This is a genomic window from Pseudomonas paraversuta, assembly GCF_904067025.1.
Taxonomy (GTDB): domain Bacteria; phylum Pseudomonadota; class Gammaproteobacteria; order Pseudomonadales; family Pseudomonadaceae; genus Aquipseudomonas; species Aquipseudomonas paraversuta.
Window position 1 is genome coordinate 2875102 of sequence record NZ_CAJFDA010000001.1, and the last position, 20514, is coordinate 2895615.

17 protein-coding genes, 1 tRNA gene and 1 pseudogene are annotated in these 20514 nt (G+C 54.6%); 8 read left to right on the forward strand and 11 right to left on the reverse strand.

Annotated elements, in window-relative coordinates:
* Positions 1–46: 46 nt before the first annotated feature.
* From JQ848_RS13050 to JQ848_RS13085, 8 genes are all read right to left on the reverse strand, one after another.
* Positions 47–574: a fimbrial protein gene (locus tag JQ848_RS13050; protein WP_003446063.1), complete on the reverse strand. Its 528-nt coding sequence runs from the start codon at positions 572–574 to the stop codon at positions 47–49.
* Complete coding sequence (locus JQ848_RS13055) at positions 571–1056, reverse strand: fimbrial protein (RefSeq protein ID WP_003446065.1); 486 nt, start codon at positions 1054–1056, stop codon at positions 571–573. The genes JQ848_RS13050 and JQ848_RS13055 overlap by 4 nt, the downstream gene beginning before the upstream one ends.
* Positions 1057–1070: 14 nt before the next feature.
* Entirely contained in the window at positions 1071–1592 is a 522-nt protein-coding gene (locus JQ848_RS13060; RefSeq protein WP_003446066.1) for a fimbrial protein, read from the reverse strand.
* A gap of 10 nt (positions 1593–1602) precedes the next feature.
* Entirely contained in the window at positions 1603–1782 is a 180-nt protein-coding gene (locus tag JQ848_RS13065; RefSeq protein WP_029612784.1) for a hypothetical protein, read from the reverse strand.
* Between the two features lie 39 nt (positions 1783–1821).
* Complete coding sequence (locus JQ848_RS13070; RefSeq protein WP_202210813.1) at positions 1822–2571, reverse strand: fimbria/pilus periplasmic chaperone; 750 nt, start codon at positions 2569–2571, stop codon at positions 1822–1824.
* 114 nt (positions 2572–2685) lie between these two features.
* Positions 2686–5247, reverse strand: coding sequence for an outer membrane usher protein (locus JQ848_RS13075; protein WP_202211297.1), 2562 nt, complete (start codon positions 5245–5247; stop codon positions 2686–2688).
* Positions 5248–5504: 257 nt separating this feature from the next.
* Positions 5505–6032, reverse strand: a complete 528-nt coding sequence (locus JQ848_RS13080) for a fimbrial protein (protein WP_003446072.1) — start codon at positions 6030–6032, stop codon at positions 5505–5507.
* Between the two features lie 502 nt (positions 6033–6534).
* Positions 6535–6834 (reverse strand): hypothetical protein, encoded by a 300-nt coding sequence (locus tag JQ848_RS13085; protein WP_161719439.1) that lies wholly within the window; start codon positions 6832–6834, stop codon positions 6535–6537.
* On the opposite strand from JQ848_RS13085, the gene JQ848_RS13090 reads away from it, so the two are divergent.
* The 4 genes from JQ848_RS13090 to JQ848_RS13105 all read left to right on the forward strand — a co-directional run bounded on the left by JQ848_RS13090 (position 6833) and on the right by JQ848_RS13105 (position 12967).
* Complete coding sequence (locus JQ848_RS13090; RefSeq protein ID WP_127196457.1) at positions 6833–7459, forward strand: response regulator; 627 nt, start codon at positions 6833–6835, stop codon at positions 7457–7459. The genes JQ848_RS13085 and JQ848_RS13090 overlap by 2 nt on opposite strands.
* Before the next feature lie 64 nt (positions 7460–7523).
* On the forward strand, positions 7524–10673 hold the full coding sequence (locus JQ848_RS13095; RefSeq protein ID WP_003446075.1) for an ATP-binding protein: 3150 nt from the start codon (positions 7524–7526) through the stop codon (positions 10671–10673).
* 133 nt (positions 10674–10806) lie between these two features.
* On the forward strand, positions 10807–11703 hold the full coding sequence (locus tag JQ848_RS13100; protein WP_003446084.1) for an EAL domain-containing protein: 897 nt from the start codon (positions 10807–10809) through the stop codon (positions 11701–11703).
* Between the two features lie 487 nt (positions 11704–12190).
* Positions 12191–12967 (forward strand): hypothetical protein, encoded by a 777-nt coding sequence (locus JQ848_RS13105; RefSeq protein WP_156428476.1) that lies wholly within the window; start codon positions 12191–12193, stop codon positions 12965–12967.
* A 286-nt stretch (positions 12968–13253) separates the two neighbouring features.
* On the opposite strand, the gene JQ848_RS13110 is transcribed toward JQ848_RS13105, so the two are convergent.
* Positions 13254–14342, reverse strand: coding sequence for a YkvI family membrane protein (locus JQ848_RS13110; protein WP_003446085.1), 1089 nt, complete (start codon positions 14340–14342; stop codon positions 13254–13256).
* A gap of 725 nt (positions 14343–15067) precedes the next feature.
* On the opposite strand from JQ848_RS13110, the gene JQ848_RS13115 reads away from it, so the two are divergent.
* The 3 genes and pseudogenes from JQ848_RS13115 to JQ848_RS22775 all read left to right on the forward strand — a co-directional run.
* Complete coding sequence (locus tag JQ848_RS13115) at positions 15068–15835, forward strand: NAD(P)-binding domain-containing protein (RefSeq protein WP_161719443.1); 768 nt, start codon at positions 15068–15070, stop codon at positions 15833–15835.
* Between the two features lie 706 nt (positions 15836–16541).
* Positions 16542–17858 carry an MFS transporter gene (locus JQ848_RS13120; RefSeq protein ID WP_010656901.1) on the forward strand — a complete coding sequence of 439 codons (1317 nt, stop codon included), beginning with the start codon at positions 16542–16544 and terminating at the stop codon, positions 17856–17858.
* Positions 17859–18292: 434 nt separating this feature from the next.
* A pseudogene (locus JQ848_RS22775) lies at positions 18293–18433 on the forward strand (integrase); the annotation flags it as partial.
* A 76-nt stretch (positions 18434–18509) separates the two neighbouring features.
* Here the strand turns inward: JQ848_RS22775 and JQ848_RS13125 are convergent.
* Positions 18510–18583, reverse strand: a tRNA-Cys gene (locus JQ848_RS13125).
* Positions 18584–18796: 213 nt separating this feature from the next.
* On the reverse strand, positions 18797–19360 hold the full coding sequence (locus JQ848_RS13130; RefSeq protein WP_127196452.1) for a helix-turn-helix domain-containing protein: 564 nt from the start codon (positions 19358–19360) through the stop codon (positions 18797–18799).
* 111 nt (positions 19361–19471) lie between these two features.
* Here JQ848_RS13130 and JQ848_RS13135 point away from each other — a divergent pair, with 111 nt between their 5' ends.
* The gene (locus JQ848_RS13135) at positions 19472–20383 is read left to right on the forward strand and encodes a DMT family transporter (protein WP_235972475.1); all 912 of its coding nucleotides are present in this window, start codon (positions 19472–19474) and stop codon (positions 20381–20383) included.
* Positions 20384–20514: the final 131 nt, after the last annotated feature.

The following is a 20514-nucleotide window of genomic DNA, read 5'->3' on the forward strand; positions in this document are numbered from 1 at the left end:
TTGCCGTCGATGCCAGACATACGCCGCCAGCCAATCACTAACAGCCTTATTCATATTCCAGGTTGAACGTGGCAATGCCACTGAACGGCCCACGCTCAATAGTCTTGTTGGCAATTGCATCGGGTTCACCCTGCACATAGGCCTGAACCGTCACAGTGTTATTCCCGTTAACCAACCGGACGCCCTGGCCGGGCTTATTCAGCGGCAACTTCTGACCGGCCGGGGTTTCCATGCCGATGGCAATGCCTTTGGCCTGGCTGGCAGCGTCGATCGCCAGCAATCCGCTCAGATGCGGGTTTTCAGTACCCCTGAAGGTCACCTTGACCGTTCTGCCCAGACTCACATCGCACTTCGCCAGGCGTATATCAACTGGCTGGCCGTGGGTGCGCTGGTTGGTATACAGGTACTTGTCTATCACCGTGCCGAAGTCCAGTGCCACGCTCTCGCCCCCTGGCGCAATGACGCAGGGTTCTGCCACCAGGACGCCGTGTAACCGAACATTGTCAGCCTGCGCCGGCGGGTTTAGCAGCAACACTAGCGCCAGGACATATACATGCCTGGTGCGCCGGCTCATTGGTACACCGCCCGCAGGGTCGCAGTGGCCTCAAACGGCCCTTCTATCAGCGTTGCTCCTGCCCGTTTGATCGGCACGGCCGACAGAACCGGCGGGCTGGCCAGCCTGATGGGGATCGGCTTGTTCAATTCAAAGGGCACGCCGTTTTGCTGGATCTGGATCGCCAGGTCGGTCACGTTGCTGCTCACTGCCGCGGCATCGTAATCCGCGGGGGTACCCATGATTTCCAGGGTCATGTCCCGGGCACTCACACTGGGATCACATTTGATCTGGTAATTCATCACTTGCAGATAGTTAACGCCATCCACTTTTTTCACACCCACCCGGTTACCAAAATCAACATCCACCTGGCCGTCGTTATTGATGGTGCATGGTGGCGGCTCAATCAGAGTACCGGAGAATTTCATATTGTCCGCCGCCATGCCCGGCGCACTCAATGCGCTAATAGCGAGTAACAACAGCATGCCTGCATAAAGCTTCATCACGTCGCACCTGTTCACCGGTACTCCACCTTCATGACTGCCCCCGCTGAGAAAACACCACCACTCAGAGTGGCGCCTGGACGCTTGACCGGTACCGCTTCAATTTGCGGCCAGTCCGGGTAGGTGAAGCCCTTAGAGCTGTTGATCGGCAGGGCTGTCCCGTTACTTGATATCGCAATGCCGAAGTCGGTGATGTTGGTCGTCAATACGTCGTGGTTAAACGCCGCGCCCGTGCCTTCTATGCGGATATTCATCGCACTGGGTGCATCAGGCGGGCACTTCACCGTGTACGGCACCGGCATTTTTTTATAGTTACCGTCTACCAGCGTGGTCAGCACGTCATTGCCGAAGTTGACTTCCATAAGCATGTTGCTGTTGATCTCGCACGGCGCTGCCGTGAGGGTGACCGTGACGTTGATGGTGCTGGATGAGGCCGCCAGAGCCGGGTGAGCTGTCGCCCCCAATGCGAACAGAGCGGCGTACAGGGCAACGTAGAGGACACGCCAGGTATACGGGCATGATTTTTCACTGGCCATAGCGCTCCCGTTACTCATATCGCATGCTCAGTCGGGCTATACCGGCCCTCGCTTGCGCGACCCGGGTGGCGTCCATGCTTTGCGGCTGAACAGCCTGGTTTGCCATGCCCATCTCCAGTGTCCGGGAACTGTCTGTCAACGCACCATACCCACGCAACACGCCGGTACTGCCTTTAGTTTGCTGTTGCATGTCTGGCTCCTTCATCGGGTCATGACACCGTTACGCCGGTTAAAATTCTTTCTTGGCGGGCTCGGCCTTGCATTCAGTTCCGCTACAGGTGAACTGCAGTTGCGGGCGACCGCCGTAGTCATTGACGTAGGTGAGCACCGGGTTCAGGCCCAGCACGGAAACCCCCAGGTTCAGAATCTCTTTTCCCTGTGGCGCCACCATCACCGGCTCAAACCCCACGGCGCCGGCGGGGCCGGGTTTGCTGCCGGCGTCGACTATCGTCACGTAATACGGGGTCGGGTTATTCACCTGGTATTTTTCGCCCTGCTTGCTCAACGTCAGTTGTTCCTGCCAGGGCACCATCCCGATGGTTGCGCCCAGCGCCTTGGGCCGATAAAACAGCTTGATGCGCGTCTGCAGTGCCAGCTGCAGGGTGTTGGGCTTTTCGCTCTTGGGCGGGATTTCACGCAGGTTGAAATAGAACAGCGTCTCGCGGTCCTGCACTAACTGATGGGCGGCCGGTAAGGCCTGAATCTTGACCTGGCTTTGAGCCCCCGGCTCCAGACGCTGCAGCGGAGGGAGTACGGTCAATGGGCTGGTTATCTTGTTGCCTTGTGCATCTTCCACCCAACCTTGCGCCAGGTAAGGCAGGGTTTTGTTATCGTTGCTGATACTGAGGCTGATGGACTTTTCGCCACCGTTAAACACCGCCCGGGTACGGTCCAGCGCCACGGCCGCCTGCACCTGTTGCAGGCCCAGCAGGCCTAACAACAAGCCTCCAGTCACGCGAAAAAAAGAATTACTACACATGTTCATCTTTTATTACTCACTGTTTGTATCTCTGTAAAAACGTCAAAGGCAGGCCACTAAAGAGAAGGTTGCAATGGCCTGCCACAGGGCAACCGGTGTAATTATTGCAAGCAGTCAACCCGCTGCTTTCTCTGGCGAATCGCCAGCGGGTATCCGGGTGCACGGCAACACCAGTTCTGCCATGCTGCCCTCGGCAATCTGCGCAGGCATCTGCAGCGCACACCGCGCCTGGCCATTCCAGTGCACACTCATTTGCTCGCCAGGGTTGATGCCGCTGAGGTAGGCGTTGCCATCGTCACTGACGATGCCCACCTCCTGCTCCTTGTGGTTTTTCACCGTGGCCCCAAAGGGAGCGCTTGAACCATCGCCCAGCTGGATCACCACCATCGCTTTCTCACCGGACACCACCTCGAACCGTCGATAGCCAATAGCCCCTTCGGTCAAGGTGGCTTGCGTCACCGAGCGTCCTACTTCGGCGTTTTCCGGCAACTTGTTAACGTCAATGCTGAGCTGGTTGCGGTGATAACTGTTGACGTCGGTGACCACTGCTTTACCAAACCTGTTGGTACGGATGGCTGAGCCGTAGCCCGAGATCGGGATGTCCGCGACGCCGTCGGTATCGACCAGGATTCGAGTGCCGCCAACCATGTTCGAGCGGTGCAGCGCAGCGCCTTTCAAGGTGGCCGTTGCCCCGCCTTGCAGCGACATACCCACCGAGGCATAACCCCCCTCCTGGTAGCTGGTGTTGGCATTGACCCGCGCCAGGGTTCCGTCATGGGTGTAGAAACCACTGGCGGTGGTGCCGTTACTGTTTCTGCCGCCATTGAGCTGATAGCTGTCGCCATTTGCCAAACGGTCGTAATAGCCCACCTGATGACTGTTGGCATCGCGGTCATAGCTGCCGCTGTAGCTGACGGAACTGCTGCCGCCACCCAGTGGCATTGAGAACGAAACATACATGCCGTCATCATTGGCACCGCTGTACTTGTTGCGGTACGCCGTCATCGACAGGCTTATGCCCCTGAACTGACCGAAGCTGAGGCTCTTGGACAAGGTAAAGGTGTACCGGTCGTTGGCCTGGGTATCCCAATAAGTCTGATGGTCGTAGTTGAGGTAGGTACTCAACCCGCTGTCGCTGAAGTTCTGCCTGAAACTGACGTTGTAGAGCTCTTTGCTATTTTCATTACGGGTGCCGAAGTTACGGGCATCCAGATAATCGCTCATGGACATATAGTCTTTCTCCGAGAAGCGATACCCGGCAAAGGTCACCTGGCTGTCGTACTTGTCGAAGTTTTTCGAATAGCGCAGCCGGTAAGAAGCACCGCTCAGCGTGTCTTGCTCCGTTTGAGGCAGTCGGGCCCGCGATTGGGTAATGTCAAACGACAATGCCCCAAAGGCCATCAGGTCCCGCCCTACCCCCAGAGCCAAGGCTTTGTAATCACCGCCTTCGACACCGCCGCCGTAAATCGACCAGCCGTTGCTCACGCCCCAGGAAGCCTCACCGGTGATAAACATGGGCCCATCGGTACTGTGGCTGAAGTCCGAGGGGCGACCGCTGCTGACCTTGTAACGCACCGCCCCTGGCCGGGTCAGGTAGGGAACGCTGGCAGTATCGACGGTAAATGTCTGCACGCTGCCATCTTGCTCTTCTACCCGTACATCCAGTTGCCCGGAAACGGCATCGTTAATGTCTTGAATACGGAACGGCCCCGAGGCGACCTGGGTTTCATACAGCACCCGGCCCTGCTGGGTGATCACCACTTTGGCGTTGGTTCGTGCCACGCCTGCCACTTCGGGGGCATAACCACGCAGGTTAGGCGGCAGCATGCTGTCATCGGTGATCAGGCTGACGCCGGTAAAGCGAAAGCTGTCAAAGATGTCGGAATACAGGAAGTTTTCACCCAGGGAAAACTGCGCCCCAAGGGTCGGAATAGCCTTGTAGGCGTAGTAACGGCTCCAGTCCCAGCTATTGCCCGGGCCCTGACCATTGCTCCGATGATCCAGCCGCGTTTGCCAGTCGGCACGCAGCCGCCAGGCGCCCATGTTAGCCCCCACGGTGCCGTTACCGCTCAGGTTGTAAGAGGTACCACCGCCCTGCTCCTGGCGCTGGCTTTGGCCATTCATGTAATAGTCAACGAACAGCCCGGGTATGCCTTCGTCCCAACGCGACGGCGGATCCCAAGTGTCTACGGCATATTCGAGATAAGCCTGCGGTATGTTTACCATCAGGCTGGAAGTGCCCAATTCAGCACGGGCTGTTGCACCCGGCAGACTGTCCAGCGACAGGCATTGCCCCTGGTGCCACCACGTGAGTTTTTTGTTGATGTCCGGTTTTAAACCAAACTGCTCCACCAGCGTCGGACTGAGACAGGCCGCACTCTCATTTGCATCCTGTTCTGAGGGATAAAAAAACACAGACTGTTCAGGCAGTTCCTGCCTGTTGATACGTACGAGCATCGTGTAATCGCCCGGCATGATATAAGCGCCACGGGAAAACTGGCCCAAGTCCATATTTTCGCGATCTTTAACATCCAGAACGTCAATATTGAATTGCACTTCCTGTGCGCTGGCTTGATACCCGACGCAACTGAATGCACAGGTTATGGAAATGCCCAATATGCGCGGACGAAAAGGTGCAAGTGCCCAGTTCGGTGCACTCACGATTGAGGAGCCCATATCATTTATATTCACACCAAAAAGTACGCCAGCCACTGACGAGACATGACGCTCACTCAACCACCACCCACGAAAAAGCACAGGACTTGATTAAACGTCTCAGTTCGTGCTTTTTTGTTGATTACCGAGTCAATGCCGAGAGCCGCTCAAATACCGCGACTTGCGCCAAGCCCTGTAGTTGGTAAAGCTCATTATTCAGATCAAAGATGCATGTGGGATGCGCCCACATGCATAGCCAAACCGGGCCCGGGAGCCGGTTAGTTATAGGACAGCATGAAGTTGGCCACACTGCTGAACTCACCCGGAATGATGGTCGTAGCATCACCACCGTTACCTTTGAGGTAGGCACTGAAGGTCAGAGTGGCGTTGGAGGCCCCGATACTTACCAACTGACCAGCAGTGGCTGTACCCAAGGTGATCGCAGTACCGTTACCATCGGTCAACGCAATACCCGCACCACGAGCGTCACCGGTAATACCGAGCAAACCACCTTGGCCTGCTGCACCGTTAAAGGTTGTTTTGACCGTGGCTGCAGTATCCAGACTGCATTTTTCCAGGCGAATTTCAAAAGGCTTCGGGGCTGAGTTGCCACCATCAACCAGTACCACGTTAGAGACCGAACCCAGCTCGACCGTCTGATCAACAGAGTTCGGATCAATAGAGCAAGGCGCATCAATAATAGAACCGGTAAACCGGACTACGCCATTACCTTCGTCTGCAGCCTGTACCGTTGTGATAGTACCGAGTACCAGCGCGGCTGCCAGAGCGATTTTATTAAGTTTCATATTAAGGATTCCTTTATGACAATTATAAGTTTGCGACCAAGCCTCTAGCTACAATCCTTTAATAGAGACAGTGCCCCATCAAAGTGGCGCACAATGGCATGCGGTCAAAGCCCCCGATATATCGATATCGTTGAACTTCGACCAGTATAAGAGTCAGGCCCATCAAGGTAACTGAGACGCTTCTTGAGGCAGACCGGGAAATTTCTCGATCGGTATCGGCGCTTTTTATATAACCCTTTTAAACCAGGGTATCGCGAGGCGAAACAACAACCTGCTTTGATAAACTCATTCGCGCAAATTATAAAACACACCAGAGCCGGAGGCGGCTTGCAGAGCCCCAGAAGTGAAGCCTCACGGACTTTCGCCCTGCACCGTTTATTGAGCGCCCCGGCATGCCCGATAGACAAAGCGGGGACTGTTACAGGCGCAGTCTTAATGCCTCTACCCTTGCGCGCAGCCTGCACCGGGAAAAGATAGCGTCCCGGCACAAATCAGCTAGCGTCTACTGGACAGTTTCTTTTGTTGCGCTGACTCGTGCTGATGCATTCAAGGTGCCTGCGCGCCAGCCAGAAATATCTTGCTTGCAGGCAAGAATGCTCTCGCCGATCAGCAGCACAAAGCTTGGTGACCATCGGGGCGGCTCCTGCAATAATCCCCCATGTAACAAAATGTAATATTTTATATACCCGGAAAATTCGAAAATGCTCAGCCAAGTCTTGTTCAGACTGAGCGGGTTGAGCGGTTGCTGTAGCCAGCCATAGTTGTCCTCCCGATGCATGCCCACAGGTGAGTCAAGATTCATGAGTAAGACAGTATTGATCGTCGATGATCATCCGGTTATTTGCATGGCCATCCGTAACGCTCTCGATGAGATCGGGTTCGAGACCGTTGGCGAGACGGCCGATGGGGTCGATGCCTTGCAAATGATCGATTCCCTTAAGCCAGACCTGGTAATTCTGGATATAAGTCTTGAAAAAATGGACGGGCTTACGGTGTTACAACGAATCGCCCGGGAAAAACTCGATACCCGGGTGCTCGTATTCACCTCACAGATGAAAGAGGCTTATGCCACTCGCTGCTTTCAAGCCGGAGCGAGCGGATTTGTGAGCAAACACGAACCTATTAGCCAACTGATCAAGGCGATCAATACCATCGCCGATGGCTATGTGTTATTTCCAAGGGATGCCATGCCGATCTACTCTGGCGGTGCTCAAACAGTTGCCGCGGGCGACCTGGGCAATCTTACGGATCGCGAGATGCAGATCCTGAAGTTGCTGGCCGAGGGCTACTCCAACCGTGACATCGCAGCCAAACTCAACCTTAGTAGCAAGACGGTCAGCGGCCACAAGGTCAACCTTCTGATGAAACTCAGCGTGACCTCAGTGGTCGAGTTGGCGAACATTGCCAAACAGCACAACCTTATTTGACCTTGACGTGAAATCGACAATATCCCGACTCGGCGCCTTCGTTCTACTCACTATTTTGTCCTGTATGCCGGTCAGGTCCGAAACGGGCGATCTACAGCCCACCGCGCGACAACAACTGGATAACATTAAAGTCCAGCCCGACGATGTTGAGCGGGCCTGGCTCGATCAAAAGCAAGCGCTGATAGTCGGCGTGACCAGTGATTCCTTGCCGCCGTACCGCATCTTTAGTGAACACAATAGCTTTGAAGGACTTACCGCGGATTACCTGGCTGCTTTGCAGAGCGAACTGGCGATCGAGATCAAGGTGCGCCCGTTCACCACGGCCAATGCCGCCTTTGACGCCCTGCGTCAGGGGCAGATAGATCTGGTGGCCACCGCCACCTCGCAGGAGGCCAGCCATTTTGGCGTGCAACTTACGCCACCTTACGGGCAGTCAGAGCTGGCCCTCTTCGCAGACGGGGGGGATCTTCACGAATACAGCATCAGTGACCCCAAATTGCGCATCGCTGTGGCCAACAGCGCTGCGCTCTCGATGTACAGGCGCAACGGCGGCCAGGGGGCTTTCATCATGTATGCCACCCCCCTTGCAGCGATGGCATCGGTACTGACCGGTGATAATGACGTCTACCTCGGTGACACGCTCTCGACCTACTACCTGTCCAGCCAGCTATTCAGTGTGCAGTTTGAAATCAACCAGAGCACGCGCCTGCCCAAGGTGGATCTTTCTTTTGCCCTTGCAGCCAACAATCCGGTACTGGCTGGCCTCCTGAACCGCGGGCTGGGAAGTATCACGCATCGCCAGATGAACAATGCCCAGTATTTCTGGGGCGACTTTGAGAGTGGTGATCTAAGTGATTTTCGCCTGCACCTCAGCAACGCGGAACGCACCTGGATCAGCAATGCCGGGGTAGTCAACATTGCGATCAGTGAAGATCTTGCCCCTTACGCTTTTTTCAACAGCAATGGTCGCTTGAATGGCATTGCTTCAGATTTATTGGGCATCATTCGGCGAAAGACCGATATTCACCTCAAGATTATCCGTGTCAGCTCGTTGAGCGAAGTCAACGCTTTGCTGAACACTGGCAAGGCAAGTCTTGGCATCTTGACAGAGCCCAGTGAGTCTTCACTGTCATATCTGCATACCCGAACTCTGGCTGTCGCGCCCTACCTGTTTGTGATGCGCCGCAATGATCAAGCTCAGCTGGAAGCACAAAGCACTGCACCCGTAGCAGTTGCAAAAGGCTATCTGCAAAATGCGCTGATTGCCCGGCAATATCCCCATGTACGGATAGTCAATACCGAAACCATGGGCGAGGCGTTCAATCTTGTCCGTGACGGTAAAGCTGATTTTGTCCTGGCACCTGCCAACGTAGCGCGCTACTACCTCTCCTACAAATACGAATCAAGCCTGAAAATCGGCGGCATCCTCAATGTTGAGGATGCAAAAATCGTGTTCGCCGCCCCTGGAAACCATCCGGAACTGATCTCGATCATCAACAAGGCCATGATTGAAATCCCTCCGCGCAAGAACCTGCAGATCATCGGACTCTGGCGCGCCAATTCAGCTACCGATGAAAAGTACTGGGAAGGAATCGCCTCTAGTATCTGGAGATCTTTCGAGGTATTGGGCGCCCTGCTGGTGGTAGCCGGCCTGCTGATTGTGGTTCAACGCCGTCGCATTCTGAGAAAACGTCACGACCTTGAGCAGCGACAATTACTGCTGGACGAACTGCAGGTCGCCAAGGAGTCCGCGGAAAAGGCCAGCCGAAGCAAATCAGTCTTCCTGGCCACCATGAGCCACGAAATCCGCACCCCCCTCAACGCTATCATCGGCATGCTGGAACTGGTGCTCACTCGCAAGGACAACGCCGAACTCAACACGCAGTCCGTACACATAGCCTACGAGTCAGCGAATCACCTGTTAGCCCTGATCGGCAGCATTCTGGACATATCGCGCATCGAATCAGGAAAGCTTAGCCTGTCGCCTGAACCCACCCGCATTAAGGAACTACTGGAATCGACAAGCAATGTATTTTCCGGCCTGGCCCGGCAGAAACGCTTGTACTTGCGCCTGGACATCGCCCCGCTGGCCACGGAGCTGGTTTGGGTGGACGCGCTGAAGGTCAAACAAATCATCTCCAACCTCCTGAGCAATGCGATCAAGTTCACCGAACAGGGTGGCATCGAAATTCGTTGCCAGGTCAGCCCCGCGAGCAAAACCTCTCTACAGGTTGTTATAAGCGTGAGCGACACCGGGGTTGGCATCCCGGCGGCGCAAATTGATCAGATATTCAACCCCTTCTTTATTACCCGGGATGCGATCAACGATCCCAATGCTGGCGCTGGCCTGGGCCTGGCAATCTGTAAAGAGCTAAGCAACTTTATGGGGGGGCATCTGGAGGTAGAAAGCGATACGAAGTTCGGCACTCAGATGACATTCAGCATAGTGCTTGAGTGCGTCAGTGCCGAGACCCATGTCACTTCCCCGGTGTCCGGGTCGACTGCGGACAAAAGCCTCGATGTAGCCTTGACCCTATTGATTGTCGAGGACCACCTGCCGAGCCAGTACCTGTTGTACCAGCAACTCTCCTACCTGGGTCATCGTGTGGTAACCGCCAGCAATGGCCTTGAAGGCCTGGCGATGTGGCAAGAAAATGAAATCGACATTGTGCTCACCGATGCCAACATGCCGCAGATGAGCGGTATCGAAATGACCCAAAGCATCCGCCGGCTGGAGCAATCCCGGGGCGTTCGCCCGTGCATCATCATTGGACTGACCGCCGATGCCCAACGCGAAGCGCTTGAGCGCTGCCTGGCCAGCGGTATGGATCATGCGCTGACCAAGCCAATCACCCTGGCCGACCTGAACCGCTGGATCCCCAAGCTCGACACAGACGAGCAACAACTCAAAAATTTGCCGTCGTCGACGAGCACTATCCACGCGGCCTTGGCCGAACAGGTGATCGAAAGCAACAACAGCGAACTCGAAGCCTTGCAACGTGCATTGGACAAGGAAGACCTGAAGGAAATGGAACGCGTTGCGCACAAGCTCAAAGGCACCGCGTACATGCTCAACCACTCAGGACTACTGGAACAATGCATTGAGGTCGAAGAACTGTGCGCTGATGGAATGATGTCCATTAATACACTTGAAGCTGTGACGACCCTGATGCAGTCACTGGAGGCAATCAACCAGGCACTGCGACCGAGCTGATGTTCCGGGCTGGCGCCGAGAGTTATCTGCGCGCAGTTCCAGAAAAATCTCGGCAAAAATACAGATTCGTCTTTCGTGTCGCTAGGGTGAGGTCGCTTAGGCTCAGAGGCATACCCATTCAGGCTGCCCCACCATGCAAAAAACCTCATTGCACGCGCTCGTTGCGAGCCACACCTACCAACCAAAGCAAGCTCTGCAAAACCGGCCGGACAGTTCAAGCGCTCCGAAAAAACCAGCCCGACTGCCCAGTGCCGGGGAGGTAAAACGTGGTCTTCTACGCAGAGAGTTCAATGCGTACCTACAACCCAAATTCGATTTGCACACTGGTCAGGTCGACTCGGTGGAAGTCCTGGCACGCTGGCATCACCCTCTGTATGGCGTACTCAATCCAGCAACCTTCATTGCACTGATGGCCCGTGAAAAATGGCTCGATACACTGCTATTCGAATTGTTGGAGCAGAGCCTGGCCTTTCAGCTAAAGCTACTGGAACAAGGCAGATTCATAGGCATGGCATTCAACCTGTCTCTTGATCAATTGATGAGTGATGCACTCATCGAACGCCTGGAGACCCGCTTGCGCCAGCACGCGCTGCCACTCTCGTCCCTCACCTTCGAAATCACCGAGGACGGGGCCGGCGAAGCTTGCGCTACCAGCGTTAAACAACTGATTCGCCTGCATCATTTAGGTGTACGGCTGTCAATTGATGACTTCGGAACGGGCTATTCGTCACTCTTGCGCCTTTGCCAGGTACCGTTCAGTGAAATCAAACTGGCTGAAGAATTCACCCGATTTATCGATGGTCCCGGCCGGTACATTGCAGCCATTCGCCACACTGTAGCGCTGGCCGCCGAAATGGGCATGCATCTGGTAGTGGAGGGTATTGAAACCGCAGCTCAGCACGATCAGCTGTATGGGATGGGAGTCCAGTTTGGTCAGGGGTTTTTGTGTGCTAAACCGATGCCGATCGCTGTATTCGAAAACTGGATACAAAACCCATACCCATGCTCCCGGTCAACCGCAAGAACCTGATTCAGGACAGCCCTGACTTTCGGGCAGGAGTCAGCAGGCACAGCGAAATTCTGCTGTGACAAGGCGCTATGTTGGTGAGCAGAATTTGGCGAATGATCTACTCGTGAAAGAGTGGCGCTTTCGCGCCTGGTTCTGCAGTGCCAGAACCCGGTTTTTTCAGACAGCCTCTGCAATGCTGATGTTTGAAGCACGATCGGTAGCTCCCTATGTCAATCAAGAAATACCTTGCCCTGTCTAAAGAATTGTCTCGGATCCTTGTGCTCACCTGACTCGTATAATTGGCAGCCGCCCCTTGCCGCTACGGAGCGACATGCAAGGTGAGCCGGACGTGATATCTCGACAACATATTGAGCGCGGTTTGATCAGCGCAGCGCAAACTGCTATTTGAAATTTGAACAACATTCCACTCGAAATTCGATAGGGCACCGAGAACTATTAAACAGGTACGCAACACTGATTATCGATTGCTTAAAAACCAAGGAAGCTCATGTATCTACCAATCCTGAATGCCGTATTAATCATGCTGCTGCTCGCCCCTCTACAGTCAACGGCAGCTATCATTCGGGTGTCTGAAACAGGGCCTGGGTGTGGAAAACCAATGAGAGCAGGTTTATGTACCGGAACCATCTTATCCATCGACATCATGAGTGGTGAGATCAGGGATATTAATAGTAACAATCCCGTGCCGGGTTATCAGTTCTTCAGACTTTCGCGCCCCTACGCTTTTTTTGAATGCAACACGGCTGGCACATCAGGTTGCCCTCGTCTTAATTTCATATGCCGTACTGAAGCAGAGGCAAGAGCCACACTTCAAAGCCTGGTGGGTGCTTCCATAAATCGGGTCAGTGCACCTGTGACAACTCGTGAGTCTCTCGACTTCCGTTGTTTGAAGCCCGGAAGCTATGGTTGGTTCCAGCTCTCATACGATATTGCGACGACCCCTCCCATCCCACCGCCAGTCACATGCTCAGCAACTGCGACCAGCATATATTTAAGGGGTACAACCACTGAAGTTAATGCAGGCGGGGCTTATACTTATATCGAGTGCAGCGAAAACACTACCGTCAGCCTGCAGATCCCCAATCAGGGAGAAGTAGATTTGACAGGCGCGGGTACAGTTGTACTGGGTATCGCCGACGGCGGTTCTTCTGCAACACTCGATGTTCGAGGTTCCAGCCCGGTATGGATAAAGGCTTCTTACAAGGGGCGTAAACCGCCTGGAACATATAGTGGATCGACAATACTTCAACTTAATGTTCTTTGATTCATTTAGTGAATTGGCGGACAAGTTCTTTCTGAGGGTTTTGCACAACGCGACACATAGCCTGCAGGTCGCCATTAATGCCATTAAGTATTTCCATCGAATGCAGTAAATACAGTGCCCGGCCGCCTGCAGGTCTTAGACGTGGTATTCGCAGGGTGGAAAAATGGCGATGTCGGCCTTTGGAAATCTCCAGGCAATAAAAACCCCGCTCGAGGCGGGGTTCAATCAAAGGGTCAGCGCTGGATCTACTGCCGTGCCTGCGAACGATTGCCCACAGGTTCAAGGGTCAGGAAACAGCTTCCAGCGCAGCTTTTTGCGCCTTGGCAATGGAGCGGCTGCGTAGCCAGTTGAAGCAAATAGCGAGAATCAGGGCGAAGCCGACATAGCCCAACAGTGGGTAGACAGTGCCTACCAGCTTGCTGAAGCCACCCAGGCTCAAGGCCAGGCCTATGCATACCGTGACTGCGCTAATCAACTTGAAGCGGCTGGTTTCAGGCTTGGCGAAGCGGGCGCTGAATGCAAAGAACATCCCCACCGCTGTGCTGTAGACCATGCAAACCAGTGCCACCGACATCACCACCGAAAGGATCGGCGAGATACGCCCTGCCAGTGCCAGGGAAGGCATTTCGATGCCTTCCAGCTGGTTGATGTTGGCAAACAGGCCGATGTTCAACAGCAGGATCAACGCACCCAGACCGAGACCACCGAGTACGCCACCCAGTGCGGCAGCCTTGGGTTGCTTGGTCATGCCACCAATGACAGCCAGCATCGGGAAGCCTACGGCGATGTTGAAAGACGCGTACAGCAAGGCGCCCACAAACCAATTGCCAGAAACTGTTTCGTTGTTCTCACGGGCAACCGCGTCGAGGGTCTCGATCGGGGCGTTGTAACTGAAGATCGAGTAAGTGGTGATGATAAGCACCATCGCCAACAGGAAAGGCATTACCGCGCTGATCAGGTCGATGATGCGCTTCACGTTCATGCACAACGTGGCGATCACCAATACCGTCATCAATACGCCACCGAACAAGGGCGGCAGATCGTACTGCTGGGCAAAGATCGAACCGCTGCCGGCCAGCATCACTACACCGACGCCGTACAGGAAGAAGGACAGCACCACATCGACGACCAGGCCGATGCGCGCACCGAACAGAATGTAGAGAACCTCCTTGTGCGAGCTCGCCTGCATCTTCGAGCTCATTCGAGCGATCTGCATGCCGAGGAAGGCAAACATCAGGCCGCTGACCAGAGTGCCGACAATACCTATAAGCCCATAGCCGGTGAAAAACTGGAGTACCTCCTGCCCGGAGGCAAAACCACCACCAATCACGACGGACATGTAAGCAAGGGCAATCTGGATCGATTGTTTATTCATTAAACTATTTCTCATTCTTAGACTTATTAGATGCATGGGAATAGAGATGCAGTGCCGGCCTCTTCTTTCCATGGAACGACTCGCTCTGGGCAGCAGCGCAAATCAGTGCGATTTGTTGTGCTGCCCGGGTGTACGGACGCCGCCCGCAGTATAAGAACTGTCAGGCAGCTTTTTTCACCATATAAGCCGATATATCCAGTGATAAACCTCGGTAAAAATCCGTTTGGCACTACTAATCTCTCAAACATGGCGATAATGACCGCACAACCACCTGAAACATTCAGAAACAAGTAGTGATTTATAAATCAAGGACTTAGCGCACGACCACAGAATGCGCGGCCAGAGACTTGGCGCCCGCAGGCGAAAGGGCCGGTCAGGCACCGCGTGTACCTGTTCTGGATCAGACCTTGAATACCGTTGTCGCAGGCGGGGTTAAGCATGCGATCGCTGCGGCTGCGCGAGTGCAACCCAGTAATGCCGACAAGCCCGGATCCGCTCCCCGCAGAGACGACTCGCCCATGCCGAGTGAGCGACTGGCTTGGGTGAAGCTGTAATTTTGCTTGAGTACGAGGTCAGCGGCAGAGGGCTGAAGATATCCAGGTGCTCTGGGCAGCGTTTCATGATTGGCCAGGGATGGAGGCTTTGGGTCGACTGGCCCTCCGGGACAGGCTGCCACCCAGTTATCGTGAGACACTCTCTATTTGCTCAACACAGGAGAAGGCAGCGTGCTGAACATTGGAATTCTGGGTGTTGGCGAACTGACGGAGAAGATCGTTATTGGTTTGCGCCGAAGCGGGTTTTCCGGGAGGGTTTTGCTTTCACCGCGCAATAATGATCGTGCCCGAGAGCTATGCAGGCTCTGGGCCTGTGAGATTGCGCAGAACAACCAGGGTGTGGTCGATGACAGCGACCTGTTATTTCTGGGCGTGCGACCCGATGCTGTTGAGCAACTTGCCAATGAGGTACGACTCAAGCCCGAACAGACGCTGGTTTCACTCGTAGCGGGTATGAGTATCAGCGAGCTGGAACAAAGCTTTCCCAAAGCTCGGCACGTACGGGCGATGCTGTCCTATGCCGCTCAGATCAACCAATCAACTGTTGTCTTGACCCCAGGCGGCCAGCCTCATGAGAGCTTGCTCGGCGCCCTTGGATCATTGGTCGTGATCGACCAGGAGGACGCATTTGAGCTCGCCACCGTTGCGGCGTGCATGAACGGCTGGTTTTATTTCTTCCTCGGTGATCTTCAGGAGTGGTTTACCGGGAAGGGCCTCTCCCATGAACAGGCAGCACAGTTGGTGATGGGCAATATGCAGGATTGTCTGTCCAGTGCACGGCACCAACCTGACGTCAGCCTGGAAGTTCTGGGCGGTAGTATCGCAACACCTGGTACCTACACTTACGCCGGGTTAGAAAAGCTTCGAAAGAATGGGGCAATGCTGGCTTGGAGGGAGGCATGTGATGAGGTGTTCGCGCGCCTGAAAAAGGACGCTTAGCATCAGCGTTCGCTGATGCCTGCTCATGGCCGATAGTGTTGAAAAAGTTGCACCGCTCAAACTGCCCGGAAATCGACCGGTGACAACTCCGTTTCTGCACGGGGCTACGAGAAATCTGAGGCTGAGAGCCTCAGCCAAAAGTAAGGACTTCAATCTCGGATTGCATACGCCTCTGCCGTGGAACCCAAGGCCGACTTTACAACAGGATCGGCCGAAAGCAGCCTGACCGGACTACAAGACAGGTCGACACCACCCTCCCCTTGTAACAGGACTCCTACTTGTCCAAACATTATGGTTATCCAGGATGACAGCATCGGGGATGACTAAAAGTTATCACTCAATCAGCAAGTGTCATTAGGCAGCAGCCTTTGGAAAAAATACAGTAACGCCCACGCGGTTTCTGAAGAACCGCCTGCAACAATCGGGCAAAGTTCGGTTACTTGGATGGCAAAGTTCGGGTTACTTGGATAGCGCTGCCACCCGAGACCAAATTCACCAGCAGAAAGTTGACGATCAGGCGGTCCGACCCACAACCCTAAGATTTTTTCAGTGGGGGGGTTAAAGGTGGTCGCACGAAGGCAGACAAGGCCGGCGATCGTTCGGAATGTTTCTACAAGGGCACCTGTCGCTTTGCGCGTAAAGGCAGGTGCAGTGGCACTCTCATGCTCTGTGCAACACCTTAAAAACAATAACCAATAGGTGCACCATGACTGCTGAAACCCTCTCGACCGCGCAATCGCGGGTCGAATTGCTGGACGATGTCCTATACCGCAAAGTGAACTGGCGGATCATACCGCTGTTTATTATTTGTTTCCTGTTTGCTTACCTGGATCGCGTCAATATCAGCTTCGCCAAATTACAGATGCAAAGTGATTTGGGATTCAGCGACACCGTTTATGGTCTTGGCGCGAGCCTGTTTTTTGTCGGCTACTTTCTGTTTGAAGTACCGAGCAATATTCTGCTTCACAAGATCGGTGCCCGGGTCTGGATTGCGAGGATCATGGTGAGTTGGGGCATTGCCTCGGCGTGCATGATGTTTGTGAGCGACGAGTTCTGGTTCTATACCCTGCGTTTTCTTATTGGTGTAATGGAAGCAGGGTTTGTGCCGGGCGTACTGTACTACTTTACCCAGTGGTATCCAGGTAATCGCCGGGGTCGGGTCAATGCCTATTTCAAGAGCTCGATCTGCCTGTGCGGAATCGTCGGAGGCCCCTTGGCGGGCTTCATTCTGGGGCATTTCGACGGGATGTATGGCATGGCAGGGTGGAAGTGGCTGTTCCTGCTTGAAGGTTTGCCTTCGATAGTACTGGGCGTTGTGGTGCTGTGGCTGTTGAGTGACAAGATCGAAGATGCGTCGTGGCTAACGGCAGACGAAAAGCGCGTGCTGCTTGCGCGTATGGCGAGCGAGCCCAAACCTGATTCCTCCAGCCGCTTTTCGGATATCTGGAAGCACCCGGTCACCTACGTGATGTCGGCCATTTACCTTTGCCTGGTCATGGCCTTGACCGGCTTATTGTTCTGGATGCCGCAATTGATCAAAAGCGCCGGGGTGGCGGATACCTTCGATATTGGCTTGTTGACTATGATCCCGTATCTGATCGCGGCGGTAGGAAACCTGCTGATTGGCAGCAGCTCGGACAAACGTGGCGAACGTCGCTGGCATATGGCCGGTTGCGCGTCATTGACTGCTGGGGGTTATTTACTCTGCGCTTGGTTTCCTGGTCAGCTGTTGCCCCTGATGGCTGGGATGAGCATGATTCTCACCGGGATCATTGCCTGGATGCCGATTTTCTGGACCATTCCACCGCGTTTTCTCACCGGGCTGGCGGCCGCAGCCGGGATCGCCTTGATCAACTCATTGGGCCAATTGGGCGGAATTATCGCCCCCTTCATGGTAGGGCGGATCAAAGACCTGACGGGTAGTGCAACGCCTGCCCTGTACATGCTCAGTGCCGTCTGTGTACTGGCCACTGTACTGGTGATCTGGGGGATCCCTGCCCGCTACTACCAAGTTAAGCAATGAGCCGTTCAATTGGGTTGGACCTGGAACCCCGCCTGCTGATTTGAGTCTCCAGTTTTCGGACCATGCACACAGAAGCCTTGTGCACTATTCCTGTGCCCCAGGCCGCAAACACAGGAAGGAACTAACCGGCCTCGGACTGACTCAGCACAGTGCCGGTTAGACCTTTTACGTAATTGCATGGACTTGACTCCCAGCTGCTTCTGAAAGGCCGCTGTAAATACATTTGCGGGCCAGCTATTGGCCGCTTGCTGACTACCATAACGCCGCCGGCGCCGGTGGTGGCTTGCACTCCTCCACTACCATTTGAGCCTATGGCGTCGAGCAGGACTGACAGCCGCAGGTCAGCAGTAACAAGGCGATCACGCAGGCGTGCCTGTTGGGTTTGTTCATCGGTCAGGGCTCGGTCAACTTCTTCAGCCCTCACTCGTACTGCGCAGTTTCGTGATATCAGGCCAAAGGCTGCGTCGGGAGTTGCAGATATTTCGGAGGCGAGCGCGCTTCTTGGGAACTCAAAAGAAGGGATTACGGAACGGGTTTACCGGCGTATCGGAGCAGTCGCCAAGCCCGCAAAGTGAAATAGTTATGCAACACTTCACTTTCCTGCGGCCAATAAAAAACCCCGCAGACCAAGATCTGCGAGGCTTTCAAATGTGGAGGCCGAAGCCGGAATCGAACCGGCGTGGGCGGATTTGCAATCCGCTGCATAACCATTTTGCTATTCGGCCAATTGTGCGTGACGCTTCATGAGAAACATCAAATACAAAGGTTGCTGCTGCGATTTTATCGCTACAAGCATTTGATTCTTCAGCGATTCAGGTTGTTGCCCCGAGCTGATGGCGCGCATTATGTACTAGAAGATCGAAGCTGGCAACCCCCTGAATTCTAATAATTTTTAGTTAATTGACCAGCCCTCGCCATGGCTCGCCCGACGCCTGCGCTCATATCACTACGTTACGGATAAAGCGCACAACCACGTCGCCTTCGTTTCTGTAGGAGTGCGGTTTGTTGCTGGCGTACATGTAGAACTCTCCAGCGCTGAAACATAATGCCTGTTCGCTTATGACCAGGGTCAAACACCCTTCGAATACGTACAACTGTTCACTCCAACCCTCGGCATCGGCTTGGGACTGGTATTCCTCGCCCGGTTCCAGCGTCCATTCCCACAGCTCTACTTCTCTTGAAGCTACAGCCTTGGCTAATAACACGGCCTTGCTTCCCGGGGCGGTACCTGTCCAGGCCACTTCATTGATGCGGCTCGGGTCGGCAGAGCCCGGCGCCTGGATCAAGTCGCTGAAAGCAACATTGAGCGCTTCGGCGACCCGGTCCAGGGTGCTGAGGCTGACGTTCTTTTCGCCCGCCTCTATAGCTACCAGCATCCGCCGACTTACTCCCGACAGCTCGGCCAGTGCACTTTGGCTGAGGTGTGCGACCAGCCTCAGGCGCCGGACGTTCTGGCTGACGTGTTGTAACACCGACGCACGTTGTGAATTTTCTTTGGGCACTATATTGCTCACCTTGTGGGACTGCGCAGTATACTGCTCAGCTTTGACGCATTGTGCGTCTCTCTTCCGGCAGCGTGCAAGGCTATGACAACGTTGAAACCTTCAAAATTGATGTCTTTGACCTCCCGTTTCAGCAAGGCCGAATGTGTGCTGGTGCTGATTACCATGGTTTGGGGCGTCACTTTTCTATTAGTGCAGCATGCACTGACGTCCAGCGGACCGATGTTTTTTGTGGGGCTGCGCTTTGCTGCCGCAGCGCTGATTGTTTCTCTGTTTTCAATTCGCAGTCTGCGCGGCATTACCCTGTTTGAACTCAAGGCCGGGGTGTTTATCGGGGTGTCTATCATGCTCGGTTATGGCTTGCAGACCATTGGCCTGCAGACTATTCCCAGTAGTCAGTCGGCTTTTATTACAGCGTTGTATGTACCTTTCGTACCGCTGCTGCAGTGGTTGGTGCTGGGACGCCGACCCGGGCTGATGCCAAGTCTGGGTATTGTCCTGGCGTTCACCGGGCTGATGCTGCTGTCAGGCCCGAGCGGTGCGTCCCTTGACTTCAGCCCTGGCGAGATCGCGACACTGATCAGCGCCATCGCCATAGCGGCAGAAATAATCCTGATCAGCGCCTATGCTGGCAAAGTCGATGTTCGACGGGTCACGGTGGTGCAACTCAGTACTGCGTCGATTCTGGCTTTCCTGATGACTATTCCTACCGGTGAGACCGCTCCCGATTTCTCATGGCTTTTGTTAGCCAGCGCCATAGGCTTGGGCGCTGCAAGTGCGGTAATTCAGGTAGCAATGAACTGGGCCCAGAAGAGCGTTTCCCCCACCCGCGCCACGCTCATTTATGCAGGTGAACCGGTGTGGGCCGGCATCGCCGGACGTCTGGCCGGGGAGCGTTTGCCGGGTATCGCCTTGTTGGGTGCGGTATTGATTGTTGCAGCGGTGATCGTCAGTGAGTTAAAAACAAAGGGTAAAGCGCCCGACCCGTTGGAAGACAAGCAAGGCAATGAAGCATGCGACTGAAGCGCACGCGCTGATACTGAAAGCAAAGACTCACACTCTGGAGTGTTCATACAGGGAAGATGCCGCGCCGCGCCACTTGCGTTTGCACACATTTTGTAGGATTCATCTACAGCTTCTTTGTTGGTGATATA

What these genes read in the sequence shown, in the direction of transcription:
- JQ848_RS13050 (WP_003446063.1), bottom strand. Translation starts at nt 574, where the DNA reads ATGAGCCGGCGCACCAGGCATGTATATGTCCTGGCGCTAGTGTTGCTG.
- JQ848_RS13055 (WP_003446065.1), bottom strand. Translation starts at nt 1,056, where the DNA reads ATGAAGCTTTATGCAGGCATGCTGTTGTTACTCGCTATTAGCGCATTG.
- JQ848_RS13060 (WP_003446066.1), bottom strand. Translation starts at nt 1,592, where the DNA reads ATGGCCAGTGAAAAATCATGCCCGTATACCTGGCGTGTCCTCTACGTT.
- JQ848_RS13065 (WP_029612784.1), bottom strand. Translation starts at nt 1,782, where the DNA reads ATGCAACAGCAAACTAAAGGCAGTACCGGCGTGTTGCGTGGGTATGGT.
- JQ848_RS13070 (WP_202210813.1), bottom strand. Translation starts at nt 2,571, where the DNA reads ATGTGTAGTAATTCTTTTTTTCGCGTGACTGGAGGCTTGTTGTTAGGC.
- JQ848_RS13075 (WP_202211297.1), bottom strand. Translation starts at nt 5,247, where the DNA reads ATGGGCTCCTCAATCGTGAGTGCACCGAACTGGGCACTTGCACCTTTT.
- JQ848_RS13080 (WP_003446072.1), bottom strand. Translation starts at nt 6,032, where the DNA reads ATGAAACTTAATAAAATCGCTCTGGCAGCCGCGCTGGTACTCGGTACT.
- JQ848_RS13090 (WP_127196457.1), top strand. Translation starts at nt 6,833, where the DNA reads ATGAGTAAGACAGTATTGATCGTCGATGATCATCCGGTTATTTGCATG.
- JQ848_RS13085 (WP_161719439.1), bottom strand. Translation starts at nt 6,834, where the DNA reads ATGAATCTTGACTCACCTGTGGGCATGCATCGGGAGGACAACTATGGC.
- JQ848_RS13095 (WP_003446075.1), top strand. Translation starts at nt 7,524, where the DNA reads ATGCCGGTCAGGTCCGAAACGGGCGATCTACAGCCCACCGCGCGACAA.
- JQ848_RS13100 (WP_003446084.1), top strand. Translation starts at nt 10,807, where the DNA reads ATGCAAAAAACCTCATTGCACGCGCTCGTTGCGAGCCACACCTACCAA.
- JQ848_RS13105 (WP_156428476.1), top strand. Translation starts at nt 12,191, where the DNA reads ATGTATCTACCAATCCTGAATGCCGTATTAATCATGCTGCTGCTCGCC.
- JQ848_RS13110 (WP_003446085.1), bottom strand. Translation starts at nt 14,342, where the DNA reads ATGAATAAACAATCGATCCAGATTGCCCTTGCTTACATGTCCGTCGTG.
- JQ848_RS13120 (WP_010656901.1), top strand. Translation starts at nt 16,542, where the DNA reads ATGACTGCTGAAACCCTCTCGACCGCGCAATCGCGGGTCGAATTGCTG.
- JQ848_RS13135 (WP_235972475.1), top strand. Translation starts at nt 19,472, where the DNA reads ATGTCTTTGACCTCCCGTTTCAGCAAGGCCGAATGTGTGCTGGTGCTG.